Here is an 11,527-nt window from a genome sequence, read left to right as displayed (position 1 = left end):
ACGGATGGGCTTTTTGCGTTTCAGATAAGCAAAATCGTCCCGGCCAGCCATGCGTTCCCCTCCTTCCTTGTAATATAAAAGCCTGTCCAGAGGGACTTACCCTCATATTTCACTTCATCCCAGCCTGTCCGTTCGCGTTAATCTTGAATCGCCACAGTAAGAAATAAAATGTGATATTTATCACATATAAAATAATAACAATTATATAACATTTGGTTTACTAATTAATTTGTCTGAGTGAGTTGGGTCATCCAACACAGCAGATTGCAGTCTTTGCTGGAGCAGAATTACAATGACAGAAAGCAGTATTAGCGAACGTGAATCCCAGGATCACGGTGATACCCGGCGTCGTATATGGGCAATCGTAGGGGCATCATCAGGGAATTTGGTTGAATGGTTTGATTTCTACGTCTATTCATTTTGCTCACTCTACTTTGCGCACATCTTCTTTCCTTCTGGCAACACCACTACGCAATTGTTACAAACTGCAGGGGTCTTCGCTGCTGGTTTTCTGATGCGTCCGATCGGGGGCTGGATATTCGGGCGTATTGCCGATCGCCGTGGACGTAAAACCTCCATGCTTATCTCTGTTTGCATGATGTGTTTTGGTTCTCTGGTGATTGCCTGCTTGCCGGGTTATGCAACGATAGGGACCTGGGCTCCGGCTCTGCTATTGCTGGCTCGTTTATTCCAGGGTCTGTCCGTTGGCGGAGAATACGGTACCAGCGCTACCTATATGAGCGAAGTTGCCGTAGAAGGTAAAAAAGGCTTCTATGCCTCATTTCAGTACGTCACGCTGATTGGCGGCCAACTTCTGGCTGTACTTGTTGTTGTTGCGTTACAACAGATCCTCAGCGATGAGGCGCTGCATGCGTGGGGATGGCGGATCCCCTTCGCTCTCGGCGCAGTATTAGCCATCGTTGCCCTGTGGCTGCGCCGCCAGTTGGACGAAACCTCAAAACAGGAAACTCGCGCGTTAAAAGAAGCGGGATCGTTTAAAGGATTATGGCGTAACCGCAAGGCATTTATCATGGTGCTCGGATTCACTGCCGCAGGTTCATTAAGCTTTTATACCTTTACAACCTATATGCAGAAATATCTGGTCAACACCGCTGGCATGACGGCGGGTACCGCCAGCATGATTATGACCGCGGCTTTATTTGTTTATATGCTGGTTCAGCCGCTTTTCGGCGCGCTCTCGGATAAGATTGGCCGCCGGACCTCAATGCTCTGTTTTGGCGTACTTGTTACCGTCTTTACTGTCCCGATTCTCAATGCATTACAGAACGTGAGTTCGCCGTATGCAGCATTTGCTTTAGTAATATGTGCCCTGCTGATAGTGAGCTTTTATACCTCAATTAGCGGAATTCTGAAGGCTGAAATGTTTCCGGCACAGGTACGCGCCCTGGGGGTTGGGCTATCTTATGCGGTGGCGAATGCGCTATTTGGCGGCTCGGCCGAGTACGTCGCGCTGTCGTTAAAATCGGCAGGAATTGAGCACGCTTTTTACTGGTACGTGACCGTAATGGGAGCGATCGCATTCCTGGTGTCCCTGACGCTACATCGTAAAGGCAAAGGTCTACGTTTGTAGGCTTACTGATGTGCCAGCTGCCATACCGCATAGCCGGTAGTGGCACCTGCCACATCCCAGGCGAAATCCTTCCAGCTCCAGCCGCTCCCGGATGGGCGGCTGTCCCATAGCTCCTTCGATGTCCCTAAACTCACGGAAAACATAAAGCCAATGGCGGCACTACGGTCGCGGCTATAGCCCTGATGTTGGGCATATTCGTTGCCTGCGGCGGAAAGCATGGCTGAGGCGAGGAAGTGTTGGGCTTTATCCTGGCCACTCCATGCATCATTAGCCATATGGCTGCAGCCGGTCAGTAATAATAGTGGGACAATAAGCATGATGACGCGCATACTAATTCCAGAAAAAGCCCCGCTGGGCGGGGCGAGAATTCAGAGAATACGGCTGATAAGACGGTCGATTCGAATACGTCGCAGACGCCTGATCAGTTTGCGTACCTTTATCGGGTAATCGGCAATACTTTGCAAATCGCGATAATGCTGAACGATCGTAGTATGTTTGCGGATGAGATTGAGCTCTTTTTCACGCATTGCGCCAAGCTGATGTTTCGGGTCGTGGATAAGAATCGCGTTCTCTAAATCCAGTCGCCAGGCGCGCGGGTTCAAGTTGTTGCCGGTCAGCAGCATCCATTCGTCATCAACCCACATGCCTTTCAGGTGGTAGCTGTTATCGTCGTCCTTCCATAAACGGACAATCAGCTGATCGGTGTTGACATAATACTGTAGTCGGCTCAGAAAGCGCCGCAGATTGATTTCATAAAGGTAGGGCAGCGCGCCGATAATTTTAAACGGCTGATCTTCCGGTATATAGAAATCATTAGCGGTTTTATCACCAACAATAATTTCAACTTTCTTCCCGCTGCGTAGCAGTTGAATGATATTACGCACTAGCAGAGCGGGCAGGTTGAAATAAGGGGTACAGATAGTCAGCTTATGCTCAGCGCAGGGCATCAGATGGAAAATGGTTTTATTCAGCAGGCTGGTCTTCCCCAGACCAACTAAAGGGGTAACCGACAGCTGATCTTCATCAGCATTGCCGAGAAAATGATAGCCGCTATCGCGGAGTTCCTGGCGATACTGACGGATGTCATTTTTGATTTCCGGACTTTTTGGCCGATCGGCCCTGTCAAGGCGGTTAACTCCACGCCCTTGCACCAGGTTATTCTCAACCCAGTCGAACATCACATCGGCCATTTTACCGTTGCGAATGCACTGGTAGCGGTCATAGCGATACTTATCGTGCTGATGCAGGTAAACGTCATTCAGACTGGCGCCGCTGTAGAGCACGCTGTCATCAATGATAAAGCCTTTGAAATGGAGAACGCCGAGCGCTTCCCGGGTATTGACCGGAACGCCATAAACCGGGATGTCAACACCGGGGTTTTCCTGAGCCATGCGGCAGTACCAGTCGGCATTGGTGTTTGACGCCGCGGCGCCAATACGCCCGCGCTGGGCGCGATGCCAGTCGACCAGCACCTGCACATCTAATTCTGGACGCTGACGCTTAGCGTCGTATAGCGCCTGCAAAATTCCTTTGCCGCCATCATCCTGTTCCAGATAAAGCGCAATGATACAAATACGCTGGGTGGCTTGAGCTATCCTGGCCAGTAACGCTTGCCGAAAATCTGCCGGAGCGTAAAAGAACTCGATATCATCAACTGACTGAGAAAGCTTAGGGAGTTGGGCAAGGTGTTGTTGATGTTTATTGCGTTTAAATTTTGACAACATCACAGTGCGTTTCTTCTCTGTTTATTGAAGGGTCTTCTGTACCATGCAGACGACGTAAGCGGGCAATAATACCATTACTGCCCGTTAAAGTAGTCAACAATTGCGGCCAGCCGTTTGTAATTGCTCAGGTACAAGCTGTAGAGACAAACTGACAATCCCATCTTCAAGCTGAATATCAACCGAGAATCCTAGCTTTCTGGCAAGGCCGATCATGCCTTTATTATTCGGCATGGTAATACCATTCAGCCGCTGCAGGCCGTGGTTTTGCGTATAGGCAATCAGCTTTTCCAGGAGCTTGCGGCCTAAACCCATACCTTTCAGGTCGGAGCGCACCAGGACGGCAAACTCGGCATCGATATTATCCGGGTCGGAGATCGCCCGCGTCACGCCGAGGATCTCATCCCCCTCGGCCGTGGCGCGCACAGCAACAAAGGCCATTTCTCGATCGTAGTCGATCTGCGTCATATTGGCTAAATCATCATGGGTAAATTCGTTGATTTCGCTGAAGTAACGATAATAGAGATCTTCCTTTGTGACCTGAGCGATAAAGGCCATCAGCTGCGGCTCATCTTCCGGGAGTATGGGACGGAAAAGGCAGCGTTCGCCATTCTTCATCACCACCCACTCCTCCTGCTGCTGTGGATAAGGGCGTATGGCGAGGCGGCTTTCGCTGTCGCCGGTGAAAGGGGCGAGCGTTAACGTGACGTCAAGCGCGGTGAACTCGTGGCCGGAAGCCAGAAGAGGGTGAATATCCAGGCGCTGTATTTCCGGGCAGTCGACGATCAAATTCGATACCTGTACCAGTAGCTGGCTCAGGCCGGGTATATCGAGCGGGCGCAGCGCGCTGCGCCCGCGCACTTTTTTACTTTTGATGGCCTGGATAACGAGGTAGCGCGCAAGGTTCATATTCAGCGGCGGGAGCGCGACGGCGGCCTGATCCTCAGCCCGCCATTCGACGCCGCCTTCTCCCAGCATGATCAGCGGCCCAAAAACCGGATCGTGCTCAACCACAACCCGCAGCTCTTGCGCCCCGGCGCGATTAGCCATGCTTTGCACCAGCAGCCCGTGAATACGCGCCTGAGGCCAGGTCATTTTGACGCGATCGAAGATCGCATCCGCGGCCTGCTGTACCTCGGTTGCCGTGCGCAGATAAAGCATAACCCCCTGAACTTCCGACTTATGCGGAATATCGGGCGAGCGTAGCTTCAGAGCGACGGGGTAGCCAATCTGCTCGGCGATATGTACAGCCTCGGCGCTATCGGCGGCAATCCACGTTGGCAGAGTATGAATACCGTAAGCGCGCAGCACGGGGCTCACTTCATGGGTATCCAGCGACGTTGCGCCTTCATTCATTGCGCGTTGCAGCAGGCTGTGCGCTTCGGCAGTGTTAGTGGTTAACGAATCTGACAGGACCGGAGTTTCCCTGAGCTGTTTCTGGTTACGCCGGTACTCCACCATGTGCATAAAAGCGGTAATCGTTCCCTCAGGCGTTCGATAGGTCGGCAGCCCCGCATCGCTAAACAGACGCCGCGCTTCTTGTGAAGAGAACTCACCGCACCAGTTGGTGAGAACCGTAACGTATTTGCCGCGCGGATGACGCTTCAGAGCGTCAATCAGCGCCAGCGCGCTCTCTGTCCCCGGCGCGGCAGCGCTGGGGGAATGGATCACCAGTAGCGCATCGTAGTCATGGCTATCCAGCAATATGTTCAGCGCTTTGAGGTAATGCTCGCTGCTGGCGTCATCGCGGAGATCCAGCGGGTTGGCGATAGCGATAGTTTCCGGTAATGCCTGACGGAGAGCGCTGCTGGTCTCTTCGCTGAGAGCAGCGAGTTTGCCGTTGCGCAGCCAGAGCTCATCCAGCGCCAGCGCAGCCGGAGCGGCGCCGTTGCTGATAATCATCAGTTTCTCGCCGCGCAGCGGGCGCATGTGGCTGAGGGTTTCGACCGCAGAGAACAGCTCGTGCGTATCCTGTACCCGCAATAAGCCTGCGCGCTGAATAGCGGCGTCCCACGCCGGATCCATGCCGGAGTTGACGTGCAGGAGCTTCTGCGCAGCCGGACTGCGTCCGCTTTTAATCACCAGGATCGGCTTATTACGCGATGCGCTACGGGCCGCCGAGACAAAGCGGCGGGCATCGCTGAGGTGTTCGAGATAGAGCAAAATCGCGCTGGTTTTACTGTCGCGAGCGAGGAAATCAAGCAGGTCATCAACGTCGATGTCCAGGCTATCGCCCAGCGCAATAAAGTAAGAAAAACCCATCTCACGCTGCTGAGCCCAGTCGAGGATAGTATTGGAGACCGCCGCCGATTGCGAAATAAACGCCAGTTTACCGCGATGTATAGGCACCGGCGAAAAGCTGGCGTTAAGACCCTGCCACGGCGCAAGCAGGCCAAGACTGTTCGGGCCGAGCAGCCGCATCTGATAGCGAGCGGCACATTCCAGCAGAGCGGGATACTGTTCGGGTATGGAAGAGAGAATGATGCAGGTTTTGCACCCTTTTTGCCCCAGCGCTTCCAGCAGCTCAAGGTTTCTGCGGGCGTTGGTGCAAAGCACCGCGAGATCGGGCGTGAAGGGCAGGCTATCGACGTCAGGCCAGGCCAGTACGCCCTGAACCGCTTTCCACGCTGGCGTAACGGGGAGGACGGGGCCGTTAAACCCGCCAGCCAGCAGGTTGCGCATCATCAGATAACCGGCGCGCTGTGGTTTCATTGACGCGCCAATAACGGCGATCGACTTTGGCCGCAGCAATGCTTCCAGGCCTCGTTGGCTCATACCGGTCTCCTTTGATCCCCAGTGACCGAATGATTTTAAACGTTTTCTATCAGTTGTGCTGTGATACTGCCCTTATGCTGGGTTTTTCCTGCCAGGTAGCGCGTTCTGAATAAGCTGAAGTGATCGCCAAGAGCCGCGGCCGCGGTTTTATCCCCCGCCAGATCCAGCAGCGCAATCGCGACTTCGGCGGTACAGTATTGACCTTCTGCGTGCGCTTCCCGTAGGTGATAAGCGGAGATGCGCGACAGATCGACGGAAATCATCGGCAGCGCGTCAAGCCAGGGGCTTTTGCGGAACATTTTTCGCGCTTCGGGCCAGGTGCCATCAAGCATGATAAACAGCGGTGGTTTACCCGGGAGCGGGGAATCAAGAACCTGACGCTCTGCGTCGGCATAAGACGCAGGAAAAACCACCATCGGCTGATATTGCGGGTCGGCGACTAAATCCAGCAGCGCCTGCGGTGGTTCGGTTCGTGACCACTGAAAGGCTTCGGTATCCGGCAGGATATCGGCAATCAGGCGTCCGGTATTGCTGGGCTTCATTGGCTCGGTATCGAACATGACCAGGCAAAAACGGCTGGTAGCGGCAACCGGGTTGAGGGTGGCGCAGAGGCACTGTTTCAACGGTAGCAAGCAGCGCTGGCAGCGGTGGATGCGGTTGCCGCGAGCAAGAAAAGGCCGGGTAGCGCGCGCGAGGCGTTCGGCGCGAAGGCGGAGGACGGCGTTATCAGTCATGGGGATCGCTAAGAAAAAACGCCATTGTCGCAGAGGTGAAAACGGGGCACAAGCGGTGCCCCGTGAGGTTTACTGCTGGCCTGCTTCATTTAGCCAGCTATCGAAAGGCGCTTTGGGGACGGCGCCATTCAGCATGTCGATGACTTCGCCATTTTTAAACATCATAATGGTCGGGATGCTGCGAATGCGAAAGCGAGCGCTCAGTTCGCGTTCCATCTCGGTATTCACTTTCACGAAACGCATTTCACCGCTGCGTTCTTCAGCCACATCTTCAAAGATTGGCGCAAAGTTACGGCAGGGGCCGCACCACGGCGCCCAGAAATCAACAACAACGGGCAGATCGTCCTTCAGCAGTTTATCCAGCGTTGCCCCGGTCGCGTTGATCACATCGCCATCAAAAAGATCGTGACCGCAGCGCCCGCATTTCGCGCCATCGGCGCTACGATCGTCGGGGATGCGGTTCAGAGCCTGACAACTGGCACAAACGGTATTCATAACTAACCTCTGGTTATGGGTTGCAGCGCGGCACGTGGCCGATTTGTTTCTGTAATGTTACATATTATCGATGCACAGCTAATAAAGGACAATGAGTTTTATTCAATGAATACGATAGACTCAGGCTTTTAAATGAAATAATGGCTAAGTGATGACACATCGGGTAATCTGCGCGCTTCGCGCAGCGCAGGTGGAGAAAATGAATGAGCGACGACGAACTGAAAAATAAAAGCGGCAAGGTCAAAGTGATGTATGTCCGCAGTGATGATGATTCTGACCGACGTACCCATAACCCGCGTACCGGGAAGGGCGGGGGACGTCCAGGAAAGTCTCGTGTTGACGGTCGTAACCGCCCTGCGCGCGATGAAAAAGAGAGCCGCGGTGGCGATCGTAAACGTGACGATCGCAAGCGTGAAGGCTTTGGCGGTGAGAGTTCCTCTCCGTGGCGTACCGTATCCCGTGCGCCGGGTGATGAGGCGCCGGTAAAAGCGGATCACGGCGGGATCAGCGGAAAAAGCTTTATCGATCCTGAAGTGCTGCGTCGCCAGCGCGCGGAAGAAACCCGCGTCTATGGTGAAAACGCTTGCCAGGCGCTCTTCCAGAGCCGTCCGGACGCCATTGTACGCGCCTGGTTTATCCAGAGCGTGACCCCGCGCTTCAAAGAAGCGCTGCGCTGGATGGCGGCGAATCGTAAAGCCTATCACGTGGTTGATGAAGCCGAGCTGGCGAAAGCGTCCGGCACTGAACACCATGGCGGGGTTTGCTTCCTGATTAAAAAGCGCCATGGCACTTCCGTTGAGCAGTGGGTAGCTAAAGCCGATGCTGAAGATTGTGTTCTGGCGCTGGAAGATGTCGGTAACCCGCATAACCTCGGCGCGATTATGCGCAGCTGCGCGCACTTTGGCGTCAGGGGCGTGGTGGTGCAGGATGCTGGCGTTATGGAATCCGGCGCCGCGATTCGTACTGCGGAAGGCGGCGCGGAACACGTTGAACCGATTACGGGCGACAGCTTTATTGATACGCTTGAGCGCTTCCGTAAAGCGGGCTACGCGATTGTTTCTACTTCCAGCCATAACGGGACTCCGCTGTTTAAAGCCGAGCTGCCGAAGAAAATGGTGCTGGTGTTAGGCCAGGAGAGTGACGGTCTTTCCGACGCCGCTATTTCCAGCGCCGATCTGAACATCGCGATTGAAGGCACCGGTAACGTTGAAAGCCTGAACGTGTCCGTAGCCACCGGCGTGCTGCTGGCTGAATGGTGGCGTCAGAACAAGGCGTAACACCTTGTCTCAGCGTCAAAATGCCAGCGTAATGCTGGCATTTTCATTTTCAGAGCTATTCGCTTTCAGCCGGCAGCCGGGGTACCCAGTCAATCGGCGCTTCGCCGCGTTCGGCCAGCCACTGATTCGCCTGCACGAAATGATTACTGCCAAAGAACCCGCGGTGGGCGGAGAGCGGCGACGGGTGCGGCGCTTTGAGCACGCAGTGGCGCTGGCGATCGATTATCGCGCCTTTCTTCTGCGCATGCGAACCCCATAGCAGAAATACCACGCCTTCCCGATGCTGGTTAATCAATGAAATCACTTTATCGGTAAAGGTCTCCCATCCGAGGCTGGCGTGCGAGTGCGCCTGCCCGGCACGAACCGTTAATACGGTATTGAGCAGCAAAACACCCTGACGCGCCCAGCTTTCGAGATAACCGTGAGTCGGGCGCTGAAAGCCCGGTATCGTCCCTTCCAGCTCCTTGTACATATTCAGCAGCGACGGCGGTATCTGAATTCCTGGCAGAACCGAGAAGGCCAGGCCGTGCGCCTGCCCGGGTCCGTGATAAGGATCCTGGCCGAGGATCACCACTTTGACGTCGCTTAACTCCGTATAACGAAACGCGTTAAAGACATCTTTTTGCGGGGGATAGATGGTGATTCCCGATTGGCGTTCTTCAGCTACGGTTTTCAGGGTATTAACAAACCAGGGTTGCTGCTTCTCTTCTGCCAGCACGTCATGCCAGGTTAATGGGGTGGTCATTTTGCTCTCCTGCAAAGTGTCATCGCCATAGCTTAACTGCATCTTTCAACATCACAAAATTTGCTCCGCGCGATTGCCGTTTTTCATGCAAAAAAAATTGAAAATTTACAAATTTATTTGGTTTCCGACACGGCGTAACTTGATGTAAAACAATAATATCCAGCTATGACCACTTTTGTGATGTGGTTTTTGTTGATTTAAATCAAAGAATGCCGGGTGCCCGGCTGATATATATACACTCATAGAACAATGGTTTTACCAATTGGCCGCGAAGGCCAATAATCGAACAAACCCTGCCTGGGAGGCAAAAAATGATTACTGGTATCCAAATTACTAAAGCTGCAAACGACGACCTGCTGAACTCTTTCTGGCTGCTGGATAGCGAAAAAGGCGAAGCCCGCTGCCTGTGCGCAAAGGCCGGTTTTGCTGAAGATGACGTGGTTGCGGTGAGCAATCTGGGCGAGATCGAATACCGTGAAATTCCGGTAGACGTGAAACCTGAAGTCCGCGTTGAAGGCGGCCAGCACCTGAACGTTAACGTTCTGCGTCGCGAAACTCTGCTGGATGCGGTTGAACATCCGGAAAAATACCCGCAGCTGACCATTCGCGTGTCTGGCTATGCGGTACGTTTTAACTCACTGACTCCGGAACAGCAGCGCGACGTTATCGCCCGTACTTTTACCGAAAGCCTGTAAGTTTAAGTTTTGATATAAAAACGCCGGGATATCCCGGCGTTTTTTTACTCTTCGTTTGACTGCTGCGGTGTATCCGCTGCGCTTGGTTTACGACGCTTGCCAATATTTTTGGTATCGCGGTGGCGTTTTTTGACGCGCGGCTTCTCTTTTTCTTTCTCTTTCTTCTCTGCTCGCTTCGCTAAAACCTTCTTGGAGGGTTTACCGGTTTGCTTCTCGCTGGGCGCTCGGGTGGTCGGACGCAGTTCATCGATAACGCGAGCTTTTAACGGCTCTTCAATATAGCGGCCAATTTTACCCAGCAGCAGGTGGTCGTGGGCTTCAACCAGAGAAATGGCGGTTCCTTTTTTACCCGCGCGCCCGGTACGACCGATACGGTGCAGGTAGATATCCGCCGTGCGCGGCAAGTCGAAATTGAATACGTGACTCACGTCCGCGATATCGATACCGCGGGCGGCAATGTCGGTAGCGATTAATACATTAATACGGCCATCGGTGAGACGGCTAATCGCTTCATTACGTTTCGCCTGCACCATCTCGCCTTCCAGCCAGCAGGTATTGATACCCGCTTCACGCAGCCAGCCCGCCAGTTCATGCACGCGCTCGCGCTTGCGTACGAAGACGATAGAACGCGTCGCTTCCGGCTGCTTCAGAAGATGCACGAGGAGGGCGGTTTTATGCTTGATGTCATCCGCGCGGTAATACCACTGATGGATCTTTTTACGTTCGCGAGTGGATGGGGTCGCCGAAACTTCCGCCGGCTCTTCCAGCAGACGCTCGGCAAAATCCTTAATGGCGTCGCCTTCGAGGGTGGCGGAGAACAGCATGGTCTGCTTACGCCAGCGGGTTTCACCGGCGATATGTTCGATATCCTGCGCGAAGCCCATGTCCAGCATGCGGTCAGCTTCATCAAGGATCAGCGTTTCAACGGCGCGGCAATCAAAGTTTTCTTCTTTAATATATTGCAGCAGGCGACCGGTCGTGGCGACCACGATGTCCTGGTTCTCGCTGAACACTTCGGCATGGTTCATATAGGCGACACCGCCGGTGATCGTGGCGATATCCAGATGAGTATGTTTTGCCAGTTCACGCGCATGGTCGGCAACCTGCATCGCCAGTTCGCGAGTGGGGGTCAGGATAAGGATGCGCGGCGGACCAGACTTCTTGCGCGGAAAATCGAGCAGATGCTGCAACGCTGGCAGGAGATACGCCGCCGTTTTACCGGTGCCGGTCGGGGCTGAACCGAGAATATCACGGCCATCAAGCGCAGGCGGAATAGCGGCGGCCTGAATGGCTGTCGGGCGTGTGAAACCTTTATCCTGGAGTGCGTCCAGCAGGTTTTCGTCGAGTTCAAGTTCGGAAAAAGTCGTTACAGTCATGATCTACCTCTGAGTGGACCGCCGATTATAGACGTTACGGACGCAATGTTCATCTGTTTGTAAGGCTATCTGTTCTCCGGTATTGTGCATAGCCTTAAGCTCAGAAGTTTTTTGCCCG

10 protein-coding genes are annotated in these 11,527 nt (G+C 53.9%); 3 read left to right on the top strand and 7 right to left on the bottom strand.

Translation table 11 applies throughout. From position 1 onward, the window contains the following. Positions 1–292 precede the first annotated feature (292 nt). A complete protein-coding gene (locus KOSB73_RS23080; RefSeq protein ID WP_004132772.1) occupies positions 293–1,591 on the top strand; it encodes an MFS transporter in 1,299 nt (432 codons plus the stop codon). 2 nt (positions 1,592–1,593) lie between these two features. Here KOSB73_RS23080 and KOSB73_RS23075 read toward each other — a convergent pair whose 3' ends face one another. From KOSB73_RS23075 to trxC, 5 genes are all read right to left on the bottom strand, one after another. Then, complete coding sequence (locus KOSB73_RS23075; RefSeq protein WP_409226735.1) at positions 1,594–1,908, bottom strand: YfiM family lipoprotein; 315 nt, start codon at positions 1,906–1,908, stop codon at positions 1,594–1,596. A 51-nt stretch (positions 1,909–1,959) separates the two neighbouring features. Next, positions 1,960–3,315: a CDP-diacylglycerol--serine O-phosphatidyltransferase gene (gene pssA / locus KOSB73_RS23070; protein ID WP_024359372.1), complete on the bottom strand. Its 1,356-nt coding sequence runs from the start codon at positions 3,313–3,315 to the stop codon at positions 1,960–1,962. A 93-nt stretch (positions 3,316–3,408) separates the two neighbouring features. Continuing rightward, entirely contained in the window at positions 3,409–6,087 is a 2,679-nt protein-coding gene (locus KOSB73_RS23065; protein WP_049089627.1) for a bifunctional acetate--CoA ligase family protein/GNAT family N-acetyltransferase, read from the bottom strand. 35 nt (positions 6,088–6,122) lie between these two features. Beyond that, the gene (locus KOSB73_RS23060; RefSeq protein WP_004132777.1) at positions 6,123–6,821 is read right to left on the bottom strand and encodes a tRNA-uridine aminocarboxypropyltransferase; all 699 of its coding nucleotides are present in this window, start codon (positions 6,819–6,821) and stop codon (positions 6,123–6,125) included. 69 nt (positions 6,822–6,890) lie between these two features. Further along, positions 6,891–7,316 (bottom strand): thioredoxin TrxC, encoded by a 426-nt coding sequence (gene trxC / locus KOSB73_RS23055; RefSeq protein WP_004104599.1) that lies wholly within the window; start codon positions 7,314–7,316, stop codon positions 6,891–6,893. A 203-nt stretch (positions 7,317–7,519) separates the two neighbouring features. Here trxC and KOSB73_RS23050 point away from each other — a divergent pair, with 203 nt between their 5' ends. Then, positions 7,520–8,593, top strand: a complete 1,074-nt coding sequence (locus KOSB73_RS23050; protein ID WP_004132781.1) for a tRNA/rRNA methyltransferase — start codon at positions 7,520–7,522, stop codon at positions 8,591–8,593. A 55-nt stretch (positions 8,594–8,648) separates the two neighbouring features. Here the strand turns inward: KOSB73_RS23050 and ung are convergent, their stop codons facing one another. Beyond that, the gene (gene ung / locus KOSB73_RS23045) at positions 8,649–9,338 is read right to left on the bottom strand and encodes a uracil-DNA glycosylase (RefSeq protein ID WP_004132784.1); all 690 of its coding nucleotides are present in this window, start codon (positions 9,336–9,338) and stop codon (positions 8,649–8,651) included. A 311-nt stretch (positions 9,339–9,649) separates the two neighbouring features. Here ung and grcA point away from each other — a divergent pair, with 311 nt between their 5' ends. Then, positions 9,650–10,033 (top strand): autonomous glycyl radical cofactor GrcA, encoded by a 384-nt coding sequence (gene grcA / locus KOSB73_RS23040; RefSeq protein WP_004104596.1) that lies wholly within the window; start codon positions 9,650–9,652, stop codon positions 10,031–10,033. A gap of 44 nt (positions 10,034–10,077) precedes the next feature. On the opposite strand, the gene srmB is transcribed toward grcA, so the two are convergent. Then, complete coding sequence (gene srmB, locus KOSB73_RS23035) at positions 10,078–11,409, bottom strand: ATP-dependent RNA helicase SrmB (RefSeq protein ID WP_024359371.1); 1,332 nt, start codon at positions 11,407–11,409, stop codon at positions 10,078–10,080. Between the last annotated feature and the right edge of the window lie 118 nt (positions 11,410–11,527).

The sequence above is a fragment of the Klebsiella grimontii genome, from assembly GCF_900200035.1.
GTDB classification, from domain to species: Bacteria; Pseudomonadota; Gammaproteobacteria; order Enterobacterales; family Enterobacteriaceae; genus Klebsiella; species Klebsiella grimontii.
The sequence above is the reverse complement of the archived record's forward strand: the minus strand, read 5'-3'. Positions and strand labels throughout refer to the sequence as shown.

What these genes read in the sequence shown, in the direction of transcription:
- trxC (WP_004104599.1), bottom strand. Translation starts at nt 7,316, where the DNA reads ATGAATACCGTTTGTGCCAGTTGTCAGGCTCTGAACCGCATCCCCGAC.
- grcA (WP_004104596.1), top strand. Translation starts at nt 9,650, where the DNA reads ATGATTACTGGTATCCAAATTACTAAAGCTGCAAACGACGACCTGCTG.
- KOSB73_RS23050 (WP_004132781.1), top strand. Translation starts at nt 7,520, where the DNA reads ATGAGCGACGACGAACTGAAAAATAAAAGCGGCAAGGTCAAAGTGATG.
- KOSB73_RS23065 (WP_049089627.1), bottom strand. Translation starts at nt 6,087, where the DNA reads ATGAGCCAACGAGGCCTGGAAGCATTGCTGCGGCCAAAGTCGATCGCC.
- srmB (WP_024359371.1), bottom strand. Translation starts at nt 11,409, where the DNA reads ATGACTGTAACGACTTTTTCCGAACTTGAACTCGACGAAAACCTGCTG.
- ung (WP_004132784.1), bottom strand. Translation starts at nt 9,338, where the DNA reads ATGACCACCCCATTAACCTGGCATGACGTGCTGGCAGAAGAGAAGCAG.
- KOSB73_RS23075 (WP_409226735.1), bottom strand. Translation starts at nt 1,908, where the DNA reads ATGCTTATTGTCCCACTATTATTACTGACCGGCTGCAGCCATATGGCT.
- KOSB73_RS23060 (WP_004132777.1), bottom strand. Translation starts at nt 6,821, where the DNA reads ATGACTGATAACGCCGTCCTCCGCCTTCGCGCCGAACGCCTCGCGCGC.
- KOSB73_RS23080 (WP_004132772.1), top strand. Translation starts at nt 293, where the DNA reads ATGACAGAAAGCAGTATTAGCGAACGTGAATCCCAGGATCACGGTGAT.
- pssA (WP_024359372.1), bottom strand. Translation starts at nt 3,315, where the DNA reads ATGTTGTCAAAATTTAAACGCAATAAACATCAACAACACCTTGCCCAA.